Below are 21,331 nucleotides of genomic sequence, written 5' to 3' on the forward strand. Positions count from 1 at the left end.
CGACGTTCACTCACGACTTTCTCTACAGACACGAGAGCCCCGACATGACCCTACGCATCGGCATCAACGGTTTCGGTCGCATCGGTCGCCTGGCGCTGCGCGCCGGCTGGACCCACCCGGACCTCGAGTTCGTGCGCATCAACGACCCGGGCGGCGACGCCGCCACCTTCGCCCACCTGCTGCAGTTCGACTCGGTACACGGCCAATGGAGCGGCGGCGGCGATGATATCACGGCGACCGAGGACGCCATCGAGGTGGCCGGCAAGCGCATCGCCTTCAGCACCAATCGCGAGATCGCCGATACCGACTGGTCCGACTGCGACGTGGTGATCGAGTGCTCGGGAAAGATGAAGACGAGCGCCAAGCTCCAGGGCTACCTGGACCAGGGAGTGAAGCGCGTGGTGGTCAGCGCGCCGGTGAAGGAAGAAGGCGTACTCAACGTGGTGATGGGGGTCAACGACCACCTCTTCGATCCGGCCCGCCACCGCATCGTCACCGCGGCGAGCTGCACCACCAACTGCCTGGCGCCGGTGGTCAAGGTGATCCACGAGCGGCTCGGCATCCGCCACGGCTCGATGACCACCATTCACGACATCACCAACACCCAGGTGATCCTGGATAGCCCTCACAAGGACCTGCGCCGGGCCCGGGCCTGTGGCATGAGCCTGATCCCCACCACCACCGGCTCGGCCAAGGCGATCACCGCGATCTTCCCGGAGCTCACCGGCAAGCTCAACGGCCACGCCGTGCGCGTGCCGCTGGCCAACGCCTCGCTCACCGACATGGTGTTCGAGGTGGCGCGCGAGACCACGGTCGAAGAGGTCAACGCGCTGTTGAAGCAGGCCGCCGAGGGCGAACTGGCCGGCATCCTGGGCTATGAGGAGCGCCCGCTGGTCTCCATCGACTATCGCTCCGACCCGCGCAGCTCCATCGTCGACGCCCTCTCCACCATGGTGGTCGCCGGCACCCAGGTGAAGCTCTACGCCTGGTACGACAACGAGTACGGCTACGCCTGTCGCACCGCGGAGCTGGCCGCCAAGGTGGGGAACGCCACCGGGGTGGAGAGCAACAAGGAATGATCGCCCGCGTTGCCGCCCTGCCCCGCGAGGTTCGCCAGTATCTGCTGGTAACCGGCAACTACTGGGGCTTCACGCTCACCGACGGCGCCCTGCGCATGCTGGTGGTGCTCTACTTCCACCAGCTCGGCTATTCGGCGCTGGAAGTGGCGCTGCTGTTCCTGTTCTACGAGTTCTTCGGCGTGGTGACCAACCTGGTGGGCGGCTGGCTGGGCGCGCGGCTGGGGCTCAACCGCACCATGAACCTGGGGCTGGGCTTGCAGATCGTCGCCCTGGCCATGCTGCTCCTTCCCACGGCCTGGCTCGCGGTGCCCTGGGTGATGGCGGCCCAGGCGCTCTCCGGCATCGCCAAGGACCTCAACAAGATGAGCGCCAAGAGCGCGATCAAGGGGCTGGTGCCGGCGGGCGACGAGGGGCACACCTCGCTCTACCGCTGGGTGGCGCTGCTCACCGGCTCGAAGAATGCGCTCAAGGGGGTGGGCTTCTTTCTCGGCGGGCTGCTGCTCACGCTGATCGGCTTCCAGGGCGCGATACTGGCCATGGCGCTGATGCTCGTCGGCGTGCTCGGCCTCTCGCTGCTGCGCCTCGACGCCGACCTGGGCCGCGCCAAGGCCAAGCCGAAGTTCCGCGAGATTCTCTCCAAGAGCCGGGCGATCAATATTCTCTCGGCGGCGCGCATGTTCCTGTTCGGCGCCCGCGACGTGTGGTTCGTGGTAGCGCTGCCGGTATTCCTCGCCACCCAGTTCGGCTGGGACCATTGGCGGGTCGGCGGCTTCCTGGCGCTGTGGGTGATCGGCTACGGGGCGGTGCAGGCGGTGGCGCCACGCATCACCGGTCGCACGGCGGGCCGCAGCGCCGCCATCGCCTGGGCCGCCGCGCTGGCCGCCCTGCCGGCGCTGATCGCGCTTGGCCTTCAGCAGCAGTGGCAGCCGCATGGGGTGCTGCTGGGCGGGCTGCTGCTGTTCGGGGCGGTGTTCGCGGTGAACTCCAGCCTGCATAGCTTCCTGATCGTGCGCATGGCGCGCTCGGACGGGGTCTCGCTGGACGTGGGCTTCTACTACATGGCCAACGCCATGGGCCGGCTGATCGGCACCCTGCTCTCCGGCTGGCTCTACATGACCGGCGGCCTCAGCGCCACGCTGTGGGTGTCGAGCGCCATGCTCATGGCGACGGTGGCGATCAGCCTGGCGTTGCCGAGGGAGGCTTGACCCCACACCCCTTGAGGATCACCTGGGTCAGGAACCGGGTGATCCGCTCCAGGTCGGCGTCACTGAGCTCCTCCTTTCCAGTGATGCCGAGCACCTGGGCCTGGAAGTCGGCGTAGTGCTGGGTGGCCGACCAGATCAGGAAGATCAGCCACACCGGATCGACCGGATCCATCAGGCCGCGCTCGGCCCACTGTTCGAAGACCTTGGCTCGGGTTTGCACCCACTCGCGCAGCCCACCGCGCAGGTAGTCCTGCAGGAACGGGGCGCCGCCGAGGATCTCCGCGGCGAAGAGGCGTGAACCTTCGGGGTGACGCTGCGAGAGTTCCATCTTGCTGCGAATGAAGGCTTCGAGCACCTCAGCCGGGTCATCCTCCACGCTGATATCGTCGAGCAGGGCGTTCCAGCGCGCCATCATGCGCTCCAGCAGCCGCACGTAGAGGCCCCGCTTGTTGCCCATGTAATAGAGCACGTTGGACTTGGGCAGCCCGGCCTCCTCGGCAATGGCCTGCACGCTGGCCCCGCGATAGCCGTACTGGGCGAAGACACGCTCGGCGGCTTCGAGTATCTCGCGCTCGTTGCGCTTGCGCGTGGCGCCGTTGCCATCGCTACCCGAACTGGGGCGGCACAGCGACTCGGTTTCAGACATATCGGACATCGGAACCTACCCTGGTGCGAAGGGAAGGCCAAAGAGTGCCTGAGCCCCTTCGCGCTGCCAATGGCGCTTTAGGAGAAAACGGGCGCGGCGCACCCCGACCAGGCAACCGGGTCTTGCAAAACAGTGGATCCTGGCCCAAGCTGATGACATCTTGACCACATGGTCAACACAAGACTTATTACGCTTCCCCGCAGGCCGTCAGGTCTAGAATCACAAGGTCAACAAGAGACAAGACGATGATCCACTTTCTGCTCAATGGGCAGCCACGCCAATGCGAGGCGCTGCCCGAAACCAGTGTGCTCGACCTGCTGCGCGAAACGCTCGGCGCTACCGGCACCAAGGAGGGCTGCGCCTCGGGCGACTGCGGCGCCTGCACGGTGGCCATCGGCGAACCCGGCCCCAATGGCGAGCTGCGCTATCACAGCGCTAACGCCTGCATCACGCCCGCGCACCAGCTCAACGGCCGCTACCTGGTCACCGTCGAGGGTCTTGCCCAGGGCGAAAAGCTGCATCCCGCCCAGGCCGCCATGGTCGCGTGTCACGGCAGCCAGTGCGGTTTCTGCACGCCGGGCATCGTGATGTCGCTGTTCACCCTGCACGAACAGCAGCGCCATACCCCCGCTCCCCTCACGCCGCAGCGCCTGGAAGCCGCGCTGGGCGGCAACCTGTGCCGCTGCACCGGTTATCGCCCGATCCGCGATGCCGCCCTGAGCATGAACCAGCATCCCGAGAATCGCCCGCTGTGGCTCGACGCCGCCGCAGAGACCCAGCCAGCAGAGCCCAAGAATGAGGCGAAGGCAGCCGATAACGACGCCGCCTTCCTGCAGCCCACCACGCTTGCAGCACTCACCGATTGCCTGAAGCGGCACCCCAAGGCGCGGCTCGTCGCCGGTGCCACCGACCTGTGGCTCGAATCGACCCAGCGCCTGGCGCGCTTCGAGCACGTCATCGACGTGACCCGGGTCGCCGAATTCAACGACATCGACGAGGCCACGCTGGAAGACGGCCGCAGCGGCTGGTGGATCGGCGCCGCCGTCACCTACTCGCGTCTCGAACCGCTGCTGGAAGCGCACTACGACGCCTTCGCCCACCTGCTGCACCGCCTCGGCTCCCAGCAGGTGCGCAACCGCGGCACCCTGGGCGGCAACGTCGCCAACGCCTCGCCCATCGGCGACACCCCGCCGGTGCTGCTGGCGCTGGGCTCGCGTCTGCGCCTGGTCGGCCCCGAGGGTGAGCGTGAATTGCCGCTGGACGACTTCTTCCTCGACTACAAGCGCACCGCGCTGCGCGAGGGCGAAGCCATTCGCGCGATCTTCCTGCCGCGCCCCGAGGCGGGCCAAACTCTCAAGGTGTGGAAGCTGTCCAAACGTCGTGAGGACGACATCTCGGCGGTGCTGGGCGCCTTCGCCTACCGCCTGGAGAACGGCGTGATGCGCGACGTGCGACTCGCCTTCGGCGGCATGGCGGCCATCCCCAAGCGGGCCGCCAATGCGGAAGCGGCCCTGAAAGGCAAGGCGCCGGACCTGGCGGCCTTCCAGGCGGCTCGCGAGGCCCTGTCGAACGACTTCCAGCCCATGAGCGACGTGCGTGGCAGCGCTCACTACCGCCGGCTCTCCGCCGCTAACCTGCTCGAGCGCCTGCGCCTTTCGATCGCCCAGGCCGACACCGACAGCCCCCGGGAGGTGATGCTCCATGCGTACGCTCACTAAGCTGAAGAAAAATGCCGACGACATGAGCGCGGACTCCGCCGTGGCGCGCGAGGAGCTCGAAGGCCGCATCAAAGGTGCCGCACCACTGGCCCGTGACACCGTCACGCCGGGTACGCATCCGCACTCTCGTGCCCACGAGAGCGCCATCAAGCACGTGACCGGCCGCGCCGCCTATATCGACGATCTCAAGGCGCCGGCCGATGCCCTGCACGTGGCGCTGGCGCTCTCGCCCGTGGCCCATGGCCGCCTGACCCGGCTCGATCTGGACAAGGTTCGCAGCATGCCGGGCGTGGTCGACGTGGTCGGCTTCCACGACGTGCCGGGACACACCGATATCGGCCCCGTGTTCCCGGGCGATCCGATCTTCGTCGAGGATGAGATCAGCTACGTCGGCCAGGTGCTGTTCGCCGTGGCCGCCGAGAGCCATCGCGCCGCCCGCGAGGCGGTGAACGCGGCCTTGGCCCAGGGCATCGCCGAGATCGACGAGCAGCCAGCCTGCCTCGATCCGGTGGCTGCCGCCGAGCGCGGCGAGTTCGTGCGCCCCACCCACGTGCAACAGAGCGGCGATTGGGAACAGGCCCTGGCCAGCGCCGCCCACGTGGTCGAGGCGGAGCAGTTCGTCGGCGGTCAGGAGCACTTCTATCTGGAAGGCCAGGCCTGCCTGGTGCAGCCCACCGAAGACGAAGGCGTGATTGTGCACACCTCCAACCAGCACCCCAGCGAAACCCAGAAGCTGGTGGCCGAGGTGCTGGGCATTCCGTTCCACGCCGTGACCGTGGAAGTGCGCCGCATGGGCGGCGGCTTCGGCGGCAAGGAAACCCAGGCCTCGCCCTGGGCCTGCATCGCCGCGCTGATCGCCCGGCGCACCGGCCGTACCACCCGCGTGCGCCTGCCCCGCGCCGACGACATGCGCGCTACCGGCAAGCGCCACCCGTTCCACAACCGCTACCGCCTCGGCGTGGATGAGCAGGGCGTGATCCAGGGCGGCGAGATCACCGTGATCGGCGACTGCGGCTACTCCCCCGACCTCTCGGACGCCATCGTCGACCGCGCCATGTTCCACAGCGACAACGCCTACTCCCTGGGCGAAGCCCGGGTGACCGGCCACCGCGCCCGCACCCACACCGCCTCCAACACCGCCTTCCGCGGCTTCGGCGGCCCCCAGGGCATGATGGTGATCGAGGCGGCGATGGACGACATCGCCCGGCGCATCGGCGAAGACCCGCTCACGGTGCGCAAGCGCAACTTCTACCGCCACGGCCGGCAGACCACCCACTACGGCCAGCAAGTGGATCAGATCAAGCTGCTGCGCGAGCTGGTCGAGCAGTTGGAAACCAGCAGCGAGTACTGGGCACGGCGGCGTGCCATCACCGAGTTCAACGCCGAGAGCCCGATCATCAAGCGCGGCCTGGCGCTGACCCCGGTGAAGTTCGGCATCTCCTTCACCGCCAAGCACCTCAACCAGGCCGGCGCCCTGCTGCACGTCTATACCGACGGCAGCGTGATGATCAATCACGGCGGCACCGAGATGGGCCAGGGCCTGCACACCAAGATCTGCCAGGTGGTGGCCCGCGAGCTGGGGCTCGACGTCGACGAGGTGCGCATCACCGCTACCCGTACCGACAAGGTGCCCAACACCTCGCCCACCGCGGCCTCCAGCGGCGCCGACCTCAACGGGCAGGCCGCCCGCGACGCCTGCGTGAAGCTCAAGCAGCGCCTGTTCGACTTCGCCCACGAGCACCTCTACAAGGATCAGGGCCTCGACCGCGAAGAGATGCGCATGGAAGCCGGCCACCTGGTGGCGGGCCACGGCGAGAGCGAGCGCAGCATTCCCTGGGGCGAGCTGGTCCAGTCCGCTTACCTCAACCGCATCTCGCTCTCCGAGAAGGGCTTCTACGCCACGCCGCTGATCCACTATGACCGTAACGTCGGCCAGGGCCGCCCCTTCTACTACTACGCCTTCGGCGCCGCTGTGGCCGAGGTCAGCGTCGACACCCTCAGCGGCGAGTATCAGGTCGACCGGGTCGACATCCTGCACGACGTGGGCGACTCACTGAACCCGGCCATCGACATCGGCCAGGTGGAGGGCGGCTTCATTCAGGGCATGGGCTGGCTGACCAGCGAGGAGCTGAAGTGGAACGAGGCCGGCCGGCTGATCTCCGACGGTCCCGCCACCTACAAGATCCCGACCTACGGCGATCTGCCGCCGGTGTTCAACGTCAAGCTGATGGAGGGCCACCCCAACTCCATGGCCAGCATCTACCGCTCCAAGGCGGTAGGCGAGCCGCCCTTCATGCTCGGCATGGCGGTGTGGTCGGCGCTGCGCGACGCCCTGGCCAGCCTGGCCGACTACGCCGAAGCGCCGCGACTCGACACCCCGGCCACGCCGGAGCGGGTGCTGCTGGCCGCCGAGGAGCTGCGCAGCCGCTACGACAGCGCGCAGCTGGAACGAGGCGCGCCGTAATGAACGCGCCACGGCCCACTCCCTGGCACGAAGCGCTGCACCGGCTGCAGCGCGAGGGGCTGCCCCACGCGCTGGCCACCGTGGTGACCAGCGCCGGCTCCACGCCCCGCGAGCCCGGCGCGCGCATGGTGATCAGCGAGAGCGACGTGTTCGACACCCTGGGTGGCGGCACCTTCGAGTTCCAGGTGATCGACGCCGCCCGCGAGAAGCTGGCACAGGGCGAAGCCGGCATGAGCCTCGAAGCCTTCGCCCTGGGCGGGCGCAGCGGCCAGTGCTGCGGCGGCTTCGTCAACGTGCTGCTGGAGGTGTTCCCCGGCAGCGCGGCTACGCTTGCCATCTTCGGTGCCGGCCACGTCGGCAACGAACTGGTACGCCTGGCCGCCCCGCTGCCCTGGCGTGTGCTGTGGCACGATAGCCGTGAGGGCGTATTCCCGGCCTGGACCACGGAACAACCACGCCTGGCCTGCCGTCACGCGCCGGATCCGCAGGCCGCTGTGGCGGCGCTCCCGGCAGGCAGCCACGCGCTGGTGCTGACCCACGATCACGCCGAGGATCGGGTACTCGTCGACGCCCTGCTCCAGCGGGACGACATCGCCTCCATCGGCCTGATCGGCTCCAAGAGCAAGTGGGCCAGCTTCCGTTCGCGGCTCACCGACGCCGGCCACGACGACGCGGCCCTGCCCCGGGTGCGCTGCCCCATCGGCCTGGCCAGAGGCCCGGATGGCGAACCGATCAGAGGCGGCGACAAGACGCCCTACGCCATCGCCATCGCCGCCCTGGCCGAACTGCTGCCGATGGTGGGCAATGCCGAACGCGCCGATCAACGCGGCCTGGCGCCGGCAGAACTGCGTGCCCTGTTCTAACAAACCGGTGCAAACAAATTTCCTGACCACGACGCTGGCTATCGGGCGCCGGGGGCAGGCCGAAGAGGAGGTCATTTGCCATGGATGGCAAATGTAGCGTCCAGGGAAGGATTCACAGCGCCTCCTCGCAGGCCTGCCGCCGGAACAGCCCGATGATTGCAATAAAAGAGCCCCAAACATGACGAGCAACGAATCCCGCGTGATACGCGCCGAACTGCTGAGCTTCGATGCCGACCCCGGCGAAGGCGACAGCCCCGCCGAAGGCAGCGTGCGTCACTACGCCGACGGCGCGCTGTGGCTGGAGAACGGCCGCATCAAGGCCATCGACGACTACGCAGCGCTGGCGCCACGCCTGCCCCAAGGCATCGAGACGGTGGATCATCGCGGCAAGCTGGTGATGCCCGGCTTCATCGACAGCCACGTGCACTACGTGCAGTTGGAGATCATGGCCTCCTACGGGCGTCAGCTGCTGGACTGGCTGAACGAGTACACCTTCCCCGAAGAGTGCGGCTTCGCCCAGCGCGAGCGGGCCGAGGTGATCTCCAACGCCTTCCTCGACGAGATGCTGCGGGTCGGCACCACCACCGCTCAGGTGTTCTGCTCCAGCCACCCCACCTCGGTGGAAGCCTTCTTCTCGGCCTGCCGCGAACGCGACCTGCGCATGCTGGCCGGCAAGGTGCTGATGGATCGCAACGCCCCCGAGGCGCTGTGCGACGACACCTACGGCGGCATTCGCGACACCGAACTGCTCATCGGCGAGTGGCACGGCAGAGGGCGCCTGGGCTACAGCCTGACCCCGCGCTTCGCCCCGACCTCCACCCGCCAGCAGCTCGACGCCACCGGCGGCCTGCTGCGCAACGACCCGAGCCTGTGGCTGCAGACCCACCTCTCCGAGAACCCCGGCGAACTCGACTGGGTGGCCGAACTGTTCCCCGAGAGCCGCGACTATCTCGAAGTCTACGAGCAGTCCGGGCTGGTCGGCCCGCGCAGCACCTTCGCCCACGGCATCCACCTCGACCAGGAGATGCGTTGCAGGCTGGCCGAGCGCGGCGCCAATATCGCCTTCTGCCCCAGCTCCAACATGTTCCTCGGCAGCGGCCTGTTCGACCGCCTGGCGGCACGCGAGGTCGGCCTCAACATCACCTACGCCAGCGACATCGGCGGCGGCACCGATCTCTCCGGCCTCGCCACGCTCAAGGCCGGCTATCAGGTAGGCCAACTGCGCGGCCAGCCGCTCACCGCCTGGCAAGGCCTATACGGCCTCACCCTGGGCAACGCCAAGGCGCTCTCGCTGGATGACAAGATCGGCCGCCTCGCCCCCGGCATGGAAGCCGACTTCGTCGTCATCGACCCCGACGGCTCACCGCTGCTTGGGCGACGTCACGCCCGTTGCAAAACCCTCGGCGAGCGCCTGTTCGCCCTGATGATGCTGGGCGACGACCGCAGCATTCTAGAGACCTGGGCCAGCGGACGCTGCCAGCACCAGCGCGACCAAGCCTGAAACGAAAATGGCGAGCGGTCCTCAGAATTCATGAGGACCACTCGCCACGATTTGAAATTCAGATGTAAAACCCAGCTTTGAAACCCACTGCTTCGAAGGCTCACCCCTCCCGCCGTACCTCCTCGCTATCCGGATCGAAGACCCAGCGCTCGCCACCCACCCGGAAAAGCAGCTCTCCGTTTCTCCATGCCAGCGCCTCGTAGATGCGCTCCTCGGGTGCCAGCTCGTCATGCTCGGGGCTGCGCACCGGCATGGCACTCTCCTCCACCGTTTCACCCAGCCGCTCAGCATCGACCACCGTCAGCGTGCGACCGCCCGCAGGGCCTTCCTGCACGAAAACCACCCGCCGCGAATCATCGCTCCACGGCCCAATGGTGATGTTGCCGCCGTACTGGAACGCAGCCGGCCTTGGCTGCCGCGCTTCCCCTCGTACAAGCCAGCCGGCACTGTGCGCCGCCCCCGTGGTGACCACGGCTAGCCAGACACCATCCGGCGAAACCGAGGCTTCCCGGAAGCGCTCCGCAGCACCAAACTCAGCCTGTTGATCCGCGCGAATGGTGCCCGGCACATCTTCCATGCTGAGCAGCACGGACCCATCCGCCGCACGGATCTCCTCGTCGCCTACCTCAAGCGGAGCAAGCGCCGCTTCGGATTCAGAGGTATCGGATGTTTCGGTCGTCGGCGGTGGTTCGCCATTCCCCGGCGACGGACAGCCGCTGAGCATGAGAGCAGCGGTTGCGATTGAGAGAACGAACGGGAGCCTACGTAGCGACATGAAGCCTCCTGATGCTGAATTGAATGCTTCATCTGCACGGTAGTGTAGGTGCTTGCGTACACCTGTAAGCCTTTGCGCCGGTTTTCAGCCGCTTCTAAGCACTAACCTCATCTATGTAGATGGTCATAAACACACTGTTCGGATCTTCCAGGTAGTCGCCAAATGGCGCACATGGAGCAAAGCCAAATGAAGCGTATAGCGCCCTTGCAGGCTGGAAGTACTCCATCGACCCTGTCTCTAAGCTAAGTTGACTATAACCGCTTGATTTTGCCTCACGCATCATGTGCGAAAGTAGGCGCGACGCAACGCCCCGACGCAGGTAGGGCTTTGCGGTCTTCATGGACTTTATCTCGGCGTGAGTTTGTGAAAGGCGCTTGAGTGCCCCAATACCGGCGAGCTCCGCCCCATCCCACATCGCCCAAAGGGTAACGTCCGGGCCACGTAGCCCATCGAGATCGAGTGCGTGACGGCTCTCCGGAGGAGCCGTCGGCGCCATTGACTCGAGGTGCTCTCGTATTAGCTCGATAACTTCTTGACTTCGCACGTCATCAACACGGATGACCAAGGTTGGTTCCTCGTGGGATTGAGGCTTAGCGCTGCCTAAGATAGTTCTGTACTGATATTCGATGCCTATATAATTGATTATTTAATGAGTTTTCTAGCAAACGATCCTTAAGGCCGAGTACCAACGATCAAGCCGTGCGGCGCAAACAAAGCGCAGCGTAGTTTTCGTCCTAACAAGCGCCTTGTTAGCCATTTGCCTCGCCCATGAACAGATCAATGTTTTCACCAAATGCTTCAGCCTCGTAGAATTCGAAATCCTCATACTTTCGCGAAAGCTAATTTGGCTCAAGGTTTTCGAATAGTGCATACTTTTCCGCGAGAGGTTTTAATTTATCTCCCCTCACGAAAGTGCACGGTGACCGATTTTCCGCCGCTTCGCGGCTCCAAACCGGCGCGTGAGCCGGGCGTAATATTCAAGGGGAAGCATGATCACGCGCGGACATCTCATCGGCAAAATTGTTGACGGACTAACCTCCATTTCTCAGCAGGTATCTACTCGGTGCCAACTGGGGCTTACAGACCTCAATCGCTATCCTGAGGATTTATTTAAGGACTATCTCAATGAGGCTCTGGCACTCTCGTTAGTGAATCTAAATGATGAAAGAAGTAATGAGCCGGGCCTAGATCTCGGCGATGAAGTGCCTTCTGTGGCTTTCCAGGTTACATCTACTAAGACCGCTCAGAAGGTCAACAAGACTCTTAAGACAACGTCAAAAAATCAGTTTGATGAAATTAACGTACTTGTTATCGGGAAAAAGCAAACATCGTATCAGTTGGGCCAATCGCTTATTCAAAGTCTTGCGTTCACGGAGGAAAATATTTGGGATATCGGTGATCTATGTAAAAAGACTATATCACCTTCCGCCTGATCGCTTGCAGGCACTTTACGAGCTAGTCCGCCGTAACTTGGCAAGAGTCCGAATCTAACTTGAGATACCTGACGAAGATGGCAATTTTTCTACGTCAATCGATTCCTATATTGAAAACATTCCGACACCACAAATGTCAGACTTCAAAAAGTATCAGGCCTATCAAAAGGAATGCGCAGAGGAATTCGAGCACTCGGCCAAAGAGGTAAAGGAGCATTTTCGGAAGTTTTTAAGGGAGCTTTCTAAGTTGCCTAGAACAATTCGAGAGTTTTATGCATTTCTGCTTGGACGCAGAGAAATGGATGATAAGAAGACCCCAAGTGGGTCTGGTCTTTATGAAAACTTTTGGTTTAACTACAACAAGCTTAAGCGGGTCTGCCGGTTTCCTGACTTGGACGATGAAGTGGTTTTGCTCAGGGAGCATGGGTTCGTAGATGTTGCTGCGCCCGAAAAATTACTCGCTGCGCTCCCAATTTTTCGGTGAGCAAAGCGTTATGTGGCTTAAGGGGGGCGGTATGGCATTCAGCGAGTCAGAAAAAAACGCTCTACTCGAAGTGAAGGGTGTTGGGCCTGCAGTAGTTAAACGTTTTGAGGAAATAGGGATAGATTCTTTTTATGAGTTGGCAAACTATGGGCCAAAAGAAATTTTTGAAAGAGTGGCGTCTATGTTCAGGACAACATGCTGGAAGAATAGCCCTCAAGCCTTGTCGGCGGTAAAGGCCGCAATAGAAAGGGCAAGGCTAGGTTTGTAGATGGCGGTGCGCTCACATAACAACGGCTGTGTCGTCCCTTCGGGGCTGGGACGGCCTTTCCGCCGCTTCGCGGCTACAAGTCCGCCCCAAAGCCGGGCGTTATGCGTACGAGCTTTGTACAGCCTTGAAATCTTCGAGTACCGTCCCCATGACAGAGCCTTAGGCGTCAATTCTGAGGCCTAAGGAACTGGAGTGGTCCAATGAAGAATCCCTTTGAAACTCAACAAACCCGCGCGAGGAAAGAGTTTAATGCTCTCGGTCGTGCAGAGAAAAATGGCATCACTGATGCGGAGCTTGTCAAGGAGATGACAGCAGACATGGCAAATCCTGACTCTGCTGAATCCATCATGCAAGCAGCTGCAGCTGTGATGTACATGAGAGGAGTGAAAGGCGGAGAGACTCCTATCACAGAAGCGACTAACCGTTGCATTAAGCGTAAAAGAAAAGCAGAGAAAGCTGGCTTGGTCGTTAATCCGGCCTAAGCTTTCTCAAACTTGAAAGCCCTGACATCTGGCTAATTTGAGTCAGGGCTTTTTGGGGACACGCTTCGTGCTCAGGGCATAACAAGTTAAAGCACGCGGGTATGGTAAAGCTGTCACCTTTTTGTTCCATAAAAGCCGCCAACTTCACCAAGCCGGTGTTTAAGGCGTTAAATGGCCAATATGAACATCGAAGCACTTAGGCGAACGTTGCAGGCATGGATCAATAGTGATTTTGTCTAAGGCGGGCTATCAGTGGAGCCCGGATGGTATGTTTTGTGGGGGGAAGATGAAACTGAAGAGTTCAACAGAAATTACCAGCTATCTCAGTATGCTCCATGGTTCAATCTTCGGCGGTGATGGCGGCTAGCAGAGCATAATAAATCCATTAAGCTGCAGAGTTTCGAGAATGGGCTTTCATTATGATTTCTCTGCGCCACGAAATAGTCAATGGAATAAATCTTAGCGTTAAAGGCGAAGTAAGATCGTCTGGACGAGACTGCTTGAGAGTTTTCTGCGAAAGATTATTAAAAGAATTCGCGCCAGCGTTGAGGGGCGATAATTAAAATTACAAAGACGCCCTTCTTTCTGGATATGCAAATTTTATGAAAAGCGCGTCATGAGTTAGATCGCTATTTAAGTAATATTTATCGGATACTGAAGTTTATAGAGAAAAGTGACGCCCCAAGAAAATCGGAATATTCAGGAATTCTTCGTGCTCAGTTATCCAATCCAGAGCTGGCCTTGTTATTCTATAGCAGTCGATTGTTAGCATTAAACATTGAACATTCGTTTGTATCGTTGTTGGAGTGCAGTTTCCCCCCCTTCCATAATTTCGCAAACATTCTTCCTGACCGTTGATTCTTGCAATGCACCAGTTGCTACTGGGTTTATTTGGCCTCTATCTTCTAGCGCAACAACATACTCTGAATCACCGTTTACCACTATATTAGGGTTGTGAGTTACGACAATTATTTGTCTCTCTGATTTGTTTTCATGTAGCTTCGAAACAATCAGACTAGTAATGAGACCGTTATCAAGATCATCTTCAGGCTGGTCTAAAACTAGAGGTTCAGTCCCATATGACAACAAAAACGACAATATGGCCGAAGCCTTTTGGCCAGCTGAACCTTGCGACACATCTTTAAACCTATTACCATCATTAAATTTTATGGTTAATCTATCTTCAGGGAACCAAGTATTTATTTGGTCAAAGATTTGTGGTTGTAAATTAGACAAAAATTCAGAAAATCTTTTCCCAATCTTTGTGCCTTGAATTTCCCCAGTCGTATAATTTGATACCTGGACTTTAAATTCATGAATTTTAGACAACCACGGCTCTAGACCATTTGAATCTTCATCCCCTGTAGTATGGGCCAATTCTTTATTCAGGTTGTAAAGGAAACCAGATTCGCGCTCCAAATCAAAAATATCTGCAGAAAATGCGCTATCTGAGCGCCCAACAACGCTTCTAAATGATTCTTCGATTTGATCTACATCTGAAAAAGGTGCCAAATCAACCTTAATAGACGAGTTACCGGCAATGTTTTGTCTCAAAAATTCTAATCGGCTTTTGGTTAGCTTTTTTCTACACCCAATTATTTCTTGATATGCCGAATTTATTAAAGAGTCTACTTCTGTTAATTGATAACTTACCAAGTCAATATTTTTTAGAGAATTTATAATGGTGTCTCGTTCATCAATTAGCTTTGCATAATCTGAAGGACTCTCAACCCCTTCTCTGCGCAAAGCATCAATTAGCTCATAATATTTATTATTAGCTTCAATATGGAGCTTGTTGAAGCCGGATTCACTATACCAGCCTTTGAATTGGTTTAGTTCATGTTCGAGTGAGACTGCGGCTTTCTCAATAATTTCTTTGAAATATAAAACTGAACTATTCAGGCTCTGTAATTTGGAAAGCAATTCTGCTTCTCTTGAATTTTGAATATCAAACGCACTTTCATCTATTGATGGAACAACAGTAGCGTTAGATGTCGACTCAACTTGGCGCTTTAAATTTTCGATACTCGTTTCATATTGAGAAACGATCTTTCTCTTCTCGCTATATGTTTGATAGCTAGTAAGAATTCCTGTATGACCAGATTTCTCTATTGCTTTTATCTTCTGCTCGACATCCGAAAGCTGTCCTAATAGCACATTTTTATTTGCCAACTTTGACTGCAGCTCTCTTTTTTGGCTGCACAAAGTTTGGAAATGGGATTTTTTTTCAGACCATTCCATTTTCCATTGCTGGAAACCGACGGTTGATGATTCATCAATTAACCGAAGAAGAGTGTTGGGTTTTTTAGCCAAATCGAATATTTGCTTCTGGCTGAATATCTTTATTGGGAATCGTGAGTGGGCTTCTCCCTCTTCTTGAACCCATTGCTGGCCATCATAACGAGAGATTGAAACACTCTCATTTTCCTTCGTCCAAATCAGTAAGTAATGAACTCCATCTCTAGTATAAATACAACTGATTTTCGTATTTGCGAGCATTACTCCTTCAGAGTCTCGGGATGCCGATATTTTAGTAAAACTTTCGAAAGACCTTCGTATCTCATTGTTTTGACTTAATTCATATAAGTCTCTCGCTCTATCCATACCTAATCTTATAAATTCAAGGACAGAGGACTTTCCACTACCACGCCCACCAATAATTGAATTTAACCATGGGTTAAATTCAACTGTTAGAGGGTTCGATCGTCCTGCATATTTGGCATTTTCTATAGTTACAGAACGTAAAAGCGTATTGGAAGAAGTATTTGGATTTTTTATTTCATTGTCTGAACGAATTATGGAAGATGAACCATCAACCAAGGCAAGCTTTAGCCCCTCTATAGAAGGGGTAGACATTTTCACCCATGTATAAGCTCTACCAATATCATTAGGGTGGTGAGCATCCGAGCCAATAACTGAAGGCAAATCCATACATAAATTTGTATATCTTGATAGAGGCGCGTCATCTCGTTCTTGGTCAGGAAAAATTATCTCAACTGCATTTGCATTCTCACAGACTTGCCTAATTGTATGAGAAGAATACTGCTGACAAAGTCCAGCTTTCATATCAATATGAGCTGGAACAGCAACACCACCTGCTGATATTATTTCTCTTATTACATTTTCAGCACTTTCTTCTGCTACTGAATCGCTATCCCCTTTTGTCCCTCGAAACTTCGACGCTCCGACAACGGCATTAATATCCGCTGATGTAACATGAGGATCAAAAATCCCCAAAACGTGTATATTTGAACTAGCAGTAATCTCAACACCAGGGAATACAAAAATTGAGTGACCTTCAGCTCTTAAGATTTCTGCGGCATCTTTGAGCCCATCAATCCAGTCACCCGAATTATGATCTGTAACTGCGACACACTCTATTCCCTTAGAGATATAATCCAGCAGCCATTCTCTAGGGGTCTTGGATGTTTTTAAACCACTGTCTGATTTACCATAATCAAAAGAAGCTGGTGTATGCGTGTGGAAATCGAACTTCCACCATCTTGCCCCGACAAATGCCATTATTTACATCCTTCCGTTCGATGTTATCTAGAGAGTGCTAACGCCAGCGTAACCCGCAAAGCCTGGAGTGCCCGAAGGGCACGGAATGGTTTGACGGGTTCACGCACTCGTTAGGTTTCACCATGATATGGCTAGCTCTTCACCAATAAGGTGTCTCTCAATCTCGCTTTGTAGCGGCCGGCGAATCTGCCATATCCGCTCGCGAATCGCTTTTTCAATTTCCTCTGGGCTATCAGGCGCTCTAGTCTTGCCGGCGCGGACCTCCCAAGAGAAGCACTGATACGGCGCAAAAACAATTTCATGCCGGCCGGGTCTGGACCTTACCAATCGCGGAGCGTCATCGGTGCCTACGTCCCCCTTCACCGTCACTCTGGCGTTCGATAAGGTGTCAGCGTCATAGGTAACAGTGACTCGAACCCTCGTTCCCTCGGCGATCTCGAAATCGCTGATACGCCAGGGAATTTCCGATCCAATCTTTTGAAGCAGCGCAAAAAAATTCCCCTCGACACCTCTATCCCTAATCGCGTCAAGTCGTTGCCTGTGATTCTTAACCGCGCTCAAGAAGTCTTCATCATTGAAGAAATCTGCGTCAATCACGATTCCGTGGCCGCTTCCGATGTGCTGCGACAGATCCTCTTCGTAAATCCGAAACGCTTCCTCTGGATCGGTTGAGCGGAGCATCTTCTGCATCGCTTCCAGAATTTCCTCAGCGTCAAAGACGATTCGTTGAAGCTTTTTCTTCTCGTCAAAAAAAGCCTTGCCGATATCCGAGTAATGATTGTCCAACGGAAGAAGCAAATCATGCTCGATTTGATCTGGACTGATCTTGACGTAACTGGTCGCACCTAGAAATCTACGGTTGGCAAGAAAATCCGCATTCTTTAGCGCATGATCGATGCGATCAAGTGCGCGGGTGTAGTCAAGGATTTCATGATTGCTTGAATCAAGAACAACTGACGCCTTAAGCTGGAACTTCGCCCTTCCTGACTTAAACTTCTCTGTCGCCATCTTTAAAAAGTCGTCGGACGAAAGCAGAAAACTTCTTGAGCTCGATTCCCTTCCAGTAAAGACGAGAAGAAAGAACTCTTTGTAGGCGTGCCCGTCCGCGTCGCAAAGATAGTCCTTGAATATAGAAAGGTACGTACTTCCATCCTGCACGTACTTAACCTGAACTACACCGAGCTTTGGAGGGGAACGGTCCATGAAATTTCGATCAGTAATACGACGCTGAATCAGATAGTCTGCACCATGAATGTCCACTGACCGCTCCAGCACCCAGAACCGCTCTAAAAGAAAGGCTCTCGCGCGTGCTTCACCGAGCACGCCGTTTTCCATTGAATTCAGTCCCGACATGGCAGCAACCCGCCCCCCATTAAACCTAACAGTGATTGGACTGCGCGTCCTGATATTGGATGAACACCCCTGCGTGTTCAATAAAATTATCTGACGCGCTTCATTTCTTCCAATTCATTGATTTTTCTTGAGCCGAAGTATAGCTCGGCCACCTATGCAGAATTCGCGTGCGCGCGCGATTTGTCGGAGCCAGTATACTGTATGCAGAATTTCTTATCTAAAGAAGTCAAATATAAAACTCGCATACCTGACCCCAAGCTCAGGAAGGTGAAAACGCTTTGCATGTAGGGGTTACGACGCGCGAACCGAGAAGAGCTGCGATGTAACGTATGTGCGCTGAACAAAAGCTTAGTTGGAGTACGTAGTCGCCGGACTGACCACGAACTCCAGTCACGCTACCGCCCTGCTGGCAAAACGGATGATGTTTCCCATCATCCCTAATGCGGCATCCCTGAGTACGTCTTGGTTACGTAAGCCATCTTCTGCGGCTTTTTTACCCAACGTAACCGAGAGAAACGTTGAGGGCAACGCCAACCAAAGCACGACACCAAGTCAGCACTATTGGCGCAAGTGCATCCGGCCATTAACTTGATCTAGATCAAGAAACCTCGTTGCCTATACCTAAGGTGGCTAGTGAGTATTAGATTTCTCATGCATATTGCATCATTACAAACGATAACCAGGGTCGTCCGTGCTCCCTCTGATCGCTCTGTTTCGACAGCCGTTGCTCTATTGCCGCCTGCCTTTGGCGTGCCTGCTGTGGCTTGCCAGCCTGTTCACCTGGGCGGATGAGCACGTGGCAGTCGAGCCCAGCGCCGAGCTGTTGGCTTCCCTGCACCAGGGCGGCTACGTGTTCTACATGCGCCATGGACCGACGGACACGACTCTTCCCGACCGGGTACCGGTCGACTTCGACGACTGCGCTACCCAGCGGCCCCTGAGCGACGAGGGCCGTGAACTCATGGCGACTGTCGCCGAGCACATGGCGCGGCACGCCTGGCCCATCGAGGAGCCCGTTCTCGTCACCCCCTTCTGCCGAACGCAGGAGACCGCGCGGATCCTGTTCCCGAACAAGCCCCAGCAGATCGATAAGCTGCTGCGCTATACCGCCGCGATGACGGACGACGAGAAGCGGCCTGTCATCGTGCATACCGGCAAGGCTCTCTCGCTGCCGGTCGAGGGCAGCGCCAACCGCATGATCGTGGCCCATGGCCCCAACCTGGCCGACCTGATGGATTACTTCCCAGCCGAAGGCACCCTGGTGATCTTCTCGCCGCTGGGTGAGGCGGGCTATCGCTACCGTGCCAGCATTCCACCGGAGCTGTGGCCATCGCTGGCCGACCAAGCACCGTAAGGTTGCCCATGAAGTCGAACCGTCCGCTCATCTGGATCTTTCTTCTGCCCACTCTGGTGGTGCTGATCCCTGCCCTGCTGTTCGGTCTTGCTGCGGTGCAGGTGCTCAAGGAGAGGATGAGTCAGAACCACGCCATACAGTCGGCGGACATCGCCGCTCTGCTGCAGGCCGCCAACTACACCCAGAGCCTGGACGAGCTACATCAGGGCGTAGTGGACATGCTGCAGCAGGCCGACCGGGGCGAGCTGTCGGCGCTTGCCAGCTATCGGCTGCATTCGCACTTCGTCAACGAGCTTGCCACCCTGGGCGGGCAGATACAGACGTTGACCGAAACGCCGCTGATGATCGATTTGAACCACGGCAGTGCCCAACATTTGCGCGAGGCCTTCGAGGGCTATCGGCGCTTCATCATCATGGCCGGCGACATCGCCACCGTGGATGCCACCCGGGCCCGACATTACCTGGACGAGGCACAGCATGAATTTCTGCGCTTCTCCATGCTCACGGGGCACCTTTCGTCCAAGCTGGCGCAGCGCAGCGGCGATCGCACCAGCGATGCCTATCAGGACACGCTTGGGCACTTCAACACGCTGCTGCTGTTTGGCGCGGCGATACTGGCCCTGATGCTGGTCGCCGCCTTTTACTCCGCCCGTATCCTGAATCGTCACCTGTTGATCATCGCCGAAGGGCTGCTCGCGCTTTCTCGTTTCCAGCGTGAAGTTCCCGAGCTGCCTGACGTTCAGCGCCTGGCCGAGCGAGGACGGAGTCAACTACAGCAGCTTGCCCTGGCGGTGCTGCGGCTGCGTGAAAGCGAGGCACGCCGACTGGTGGCCGAACGCAAGGCGCACCAGCTGACCCATTTCGATGGCCTGACGGAACTGCCCAACTGGCGCTTGATGAGCGAGCATCTCGCCCATTCACTTCAGCAGTGCCAGCGTACCGGGGAGTACGGAGCGCTGATCTATCTGGATCTCGATCTCTTCCAGCAGATCAACGACAGCTACGGCCATCGTGCCGGCGACCGCTTGCTGCGCGAGGTTGCCCAGCGACTGCGCACCTTCCAGCAGGAGGGGGTTATGGTCGGGCGGCTGGGCGGCGATGAGTTTCTCCTCATCATCGACTCCCTGCCCAAGCAGCCGGACAAGGCGGCCAATCTGGCGGAAGAGCTGGCCGACCGAATCCGGATCATCGTGGCCGAGCCCTACTCCATCGATGGGCTTCAGCACTTCCTCTCGGCAAGCCAGGGCGTGGCGATGTTCGACGGCTCGAGCGACGTCGAGACCCTGTTCAAACTGGCAGATGCCGCCTGTCACCATGCCAAGGTTGCCGGTCGTAACACCATTTGCTTCCATGACGATGCCACCCAGGCCCTCATGGAAGCGCGTAACGAAACCAGACGTGATCTGCGCTTAGCCTTGCAGCGTGGCGAGTTCCGCCTCGTCTATCAGCTTCAGTACGACGCCGATCGTCGGCCACTGGGGGCCGAAACGCTGATCCGTTGGCAGCACCCGTCTCGTGGCATGGTGTCGCCGGCGGAGTTCATCCCGCTGGCCGAGGAGAGTGGCCTGATCGTACCCCTTGGCGATTGGGTGCTAGAACAGGCGTGTCGGCAGCTGGTGGCCTGGCAGCAGCAAGCGACTACGGCGCATTTGACCCTGGCCGTAAACGTCAGCGCCCGCCAGTTCAAGGAGCCGGATTTCGTCGAGCGTATTCAGCGGGTACTCACCGCCACTGGCGCCAATTCCCACCGCTTGAAGCTGGAGCTGACGGAGAGCAGCCTGCTGGACGACGTCGAGGCCGGAATCGACAAGATGCGGCGCTTGAAGCGTCTCGGCATCCGGTTCGCCCTGGACGACTTCGGCACCGGCTACTCTTCGCTGCAGTACCTCAAACGGCTACCGCTGGATCAGATCAAGATCGACCAGAGCTTCGTCAACGACCTGCTGCTGAGCGGCGATGACATGGCCATCGTGCGGACCATCATCGCCATGGGGGTATCCCTGCAGCTCGAGGTGGTGGCCGAAGGCGTGGAAACCGGCCACCAGCTCGACTGGCTCATCGCGGCGGGCTGTCACGTGTTCCAGGGCTATTTCTTCTGCAAGCCGCTTCCCGTCGAGCAGCTCGTGTTGCCGCTCGTTCCGACCGCAGTGAACTGAGCCCCGGTCAGCGTTCCGCCCTCTTTCC

17 protein-coding genes and 1 pseudogene are annotated in these 21,331 nt (G+C 58.3%); 13 read left to right on the forward strand and 5 right to left on the reverse strand.

What is annotated here, in order from left to right; genetic code table 11:
• The first annotated feature begins 44 nt into the window (after positions 1-44).
• Together ACT7B3_RS09740 and arsJ are read left to right on the forward strand one after the other, a co-directional pair.
• Entirely contained in the window at positions 45-1,079 is a 1,035-nt protein-coding gene (locus ACT7B3_RS09740) for an ArsJ-associated glyceraldehyde-3-phosphate dehydrogenase (protein ID WP_445157790.1), read from the forward strand.
• Positions 1,076-2,284 (forward strand): organoarsenical effux MFS transporter ArsJ, encoded by a 1,209-nt coding sequence (arsJ, locus tag ACT7B3_RS09745; RefSeq protein WP_445157791.1) that lies wholly within the window; start codon positions 1,076-1,078, stop codon positions 2,282-2,284. The genes ACT7B3_RS09740 and arsJ overlap by 4 nt, the downstream gene beginning before the upstream one ends.
• Here arsJ and ACT7B3_RS09750 read toward each other — a convergent pair.
• The gene (locus ACT7B3_RS09750) at positions 2,256-2,930 is read right to left on the reverse strand and encodes a TetR/AcrR family transcriptional regulator (RefSeq protein ID WP_444679330.1); all 675 of its coding nucleotides are present in this window, start codon (positions 2,928-2,930) and stop codon (positions 2,256-2,258) included. The genes arsJ and ACT7B3_RS09750 overlap by 29 nt on opposite strands.
• Positions 2,931-3,175: 245 nt before the next feature.
• Between ACT7B3_RS09750 and xdhA the strand changes: the two genes are divergently transcribed.
• The 4 genes from xdhA to guaD all read left to right on the forward strand — a co-directional run bounded on the left by xdhA (position 3,176) and on the right by guaD (position 9,476).
• Positions 3,176-4,648 (forward strand): xanthine dehydrogenase small subunit, encoded by a 1,473-nt coding sequence (xdhA, locus tag ACT7B3_RS09755; RefSeq protein WP_445157792.1) that lies wholly within the window; start codon positions 3,176-3,178, stop codon positions 4,646-4,648.
• Positions 4,632-7,112 (forward strand): xanthine dehydrogenase molybdopterin binding subunit, encoded by a 2,481-nt coding sequence (xdhB, locus tag ACT7B3_RS09760; RefSeq protein ID WP_445157793.1) that lies wholly within the window; start codon positions 4,632-4,634, stop codon positions 7,110-7,112. The genes xdhA and xdhB overlap by 17 nt, the downstream gene beginning before the upstream one ends.
• A complete protein-coding gene (gene xdhC, locus ACT7B3_RS09765) occupies positions 7,112-7,975 on the forward strand; it encodes a xanthine dehydrogenase accessory protein XdhC (protein WP_445157794.1) in 864 nt (287 codons plus the stop codon). The genes xdhB and xdhC overlap by 1 nt, the downstream gene beginning before the upstream one ends.
• A gap of 178 nt (positions 7,976-8,153) precedes the next feature.
• Positions 8,154-9,476, forward strand: coding sequence for a guanine deaminase (gene guaD, locus ACT7B3_RS09770; protein WP_445157795.1), 1,323 nt, complete (start codon positions 8,154-8,156; stop codon positions 9,474-9,476).
• Positions 9,477-9,576: 100 nt separating this feature from the next.
• On the opposite strand, the gene ACT7B3_RS09775 is transcribed toward guaD, so the two are convergent.
• Positions 9,577-10,065, reverse strand: a complete 489-nt coding sequence (locus ACT7B3_RS09775; RefSeq protein ID WP_445157796.1) for a hypothetical protein — start codon at positions 10,063-10,065, stop codon at positions 9,577-9,579.
• 280 nt (positions 10,066-10,345) lie between these two features.
• Positions 10,346-10,795, reverse strand: coding sequence for a GNAT family N-acetyltransferase (locus ACT7B3_RS09780; RefSeq protein ID WP_445158866.1), 450 nt, complete (start codon positions 10,793-10,795; stop codon positions 10,346-10,348).
• A 445-nt stretch (positions 10,796-11,240) separates the two neighbouring features.
• Here ACT7B3_RS09780 and ACT7B3_RS09785 point away from each other — a divergent pair, with 445 nt between their 5' ends.
• The 5 genes and pseudogenes from ACT7B3_RS09785 to ACT7B3_RS09805 all read left to right on the forward strand — a co-directional run.
• Positions 11,241-11,684 (forward strand): SMEK domain-containing protein, encoded by a 444-nt coding sequence (locus ACT7B3_RS09785; protein ID WP_445157797.1) that lies wholly within the window; start codon positions 11,241-11,243, stop codon positions 11,682-11,684.
• A gap of 133 nt (positions 11,685-11,817) precedes the next feature.
• Positions 11,818-12,168, forward strand: a complete 351-nt coding sequence (locus tag ACT7B3_RS09790) for a hypothetical protein (protein ID WP_445157798.1) — start codon at positions 11,818-11,820, stop codon at positions 12,166-12,168.
• A 31-nt stretch (positions 12,169-12,199) separates the two neighbouring features.
• Positions 12,200-12,436 (forward strand): helix-hairpin-helix domain-containing protein, encoded by a 237-nt coding sequence (locus ACT7B3_RS09795; protein WP_445157799.1) that lies wholly within the window; start codon positions 12,200-12,202, stop codon positions 12,434-12,436.
• Between the two features lie 200 nt (positions 12,437-12,636).
• The gene (locus ACT7B3_RS09800) at positions 12,637-12,918 is read left to right on the forward strand and encodes a hypothetical protein (RefSeq protein ID WP_445157800.1); all 282 of its coding nucleotides are present in this window, start codon (positions 12,637-12,639) and stop codon (positions 12,916-12,918) included.
• Positions 12,919-13,542: 624 nt separating this feature from the next.
• Positions 13,543-13,776, forward strand: a pseudogene (locus tag ACT7B3_RS09805) (putative phage abortive infection protein); the annotation flags it as partial.
• On the opposite strand, the gene ACT7B3_RS09810 reads toward ACT7B3_RS09805, so the two are convergent.
• Together ACT7B3_RS09810 and ACT7B3_RS09815 are read right to left on the reverse strand one after the other, a co-directional pair.
• Positions 13,690-16,440, reverse strand: a complete 2,751-nt coding sequence (locus ACT7B3_RS09810) for a TrlF family AAA-like ATPase (protein ID WP_445157801.1) — start codon at positions 16,438-16,440, stop codon at positions 13,690-13,692. The pseudogene ACT7B3_RS09805 and the gene ACT7B3_RS09810 overlap by 87 nt on opposite strands.
• A gap of 117 nt (positions 16,441-16,557) precedes the next feature.
• Positions 16,558-17,793 (reverse strand): hypothetical protein, encoded by a 1,236-nt coding sequence (locus ACT7B3_RS09815; protein ID WP_445157802.1) that lies wholly within the window; start codon positions 17,791-17,793, stop codon positions 16,558-16,560.
• A gap of 691 nt (positions 17,794-18,484) precedes the next feature.
• Between ACT7B3_RS09815 and ACT7B3_RS09820 the strand changes: the two genes are divergently transcribed.
• A complete protein-coding gene (locus tag ACT7B3_RS09820) occupies positions 18,485-19,147 on the forward strand; it encodes a hypothetical protein (protein WP_445157803.1) in 663 nt (220 codons plus the stop codon).
• An 8-nt stretch (positions 19,148-19,155) separates the two neighbouring features.
• Positions 19,156-21,303 (forward strand): putative bifunctional diguanylate cyclase/phosphodiesterase, encoded by a 2,148-nt coding sequence (locus tag ACT7B3_RS09825; RefSeq protein WP_445157804.1) that lies wholly within the window; start codon positions 19,156-19,158, stop codon positions 21,301-21,303.
• Positions 21,304-21,331: the final 28 nt, after the last annotated feature.

This window comes from Halomonas sp. E14 (assembly GCF_052568415.1).

Excerpts from the sequence above, each read along its gene's own strand:
- ACT7B3_RS09740 (WP_445157790.1), top strand. The coding sequence starts at position 45 with ATGACCCTACGCATCGGCATCAACGGTTTCGGTCGCATCGGTCGCCTG.
- arsJ (WP_445157791.1), top strand. The coding sequence starts at position 1,076 with ATGATCGCCCGCGTTGCCGCCCTGCCCCGCGAGGTTCGCCAGTATCTG.
- ACT7B3_RS09750 (WP_444679330.1), bottom strand. The coding sequence starts at position 2,930 with ATGTCTGAAACCGAGTCGCTGTGCCGCCCCAGTTCGGGTAGCGATGGC.
- xdhA (WP_445157792.1), top strand. The coding sequence starts at position 3,176 with ATGATCCACTTTCTGCTCAATGGGCAGCCACGCCAATGCGAGGCGCTG.
- xdhB (WP_445157793.1), top strand. The coding sequence starts at position 4,632 with ATGCGTACGCTCACTAAGCTGAAGAAAAATGCCGACGACATGAGCGCG.
- xdhC (WP_445157794.1), top strand. The coding sequence starts at position 7,112 with ATGAACGCGCCACGGCCCACTCCCTGGCACGAAGCGCTGCACCGGCTG.
- guaD (WP_445157795.1), top strand. The coding sequence starts at position 8,154 with ATGACGAGCAACGAATCCCGCGTGATACGCGCCGAACTGCTGAGCTTC.
- ACT7B3_RS09785 (WP_445157797.1), top strand. The coding sequence starts at position 11,241 with ATGATCACGCGCGGACATCTCATCGGCAAAATTGTTGACGGACTAACC.
- ACT7B3_RS09790 (WP_445157798.1), top strand. The coding sequence starts at position 11,818 with ATGTCAGACTTCAAAAAGTATCAGGCCTATCAAAAGGAATGCGCAGAG.
- ACT7B3_RS09795 (WP_445157799.1), top strand. The coding sequence starts at position 12,200 with ATGGCATTCAGCGAGTCAGAAAAAAACGCTCTACTCGAAGTGAAGGGT.
- ACT7B3_RS09800 (WP_445157800.1), top strand. The coding sequence starts at position 12,637 with ATGAAGAATCCCTTTGAAACTCAACAAACCCGCGCGAGGAAAGAGTTT.
- ACT7B3_RS09810 (WP_445157801.1), bottom strand. The coding sequence starts at position 16,440 with ATGGCATTTGTCGGGGCAAGATGGTGGAAGTTCGATTTCCACACGCAT.
- ACT7B3_RS09815 (WP_445157802.1), bottom strand. The coding sequence starts at position 17,793 with ATGTCGGGACTGAATTCAATGGAAAACGGCGTGCTCGGTGAAGCACGC.
- ACT7B3_RS09825 (WP_445157804.1), top strand. The coding sequence starts at position 19,156 with ATGAAGTCGAACCGTCCGCTCATCTGGATCTTTCTTCTGCCCACTCTG.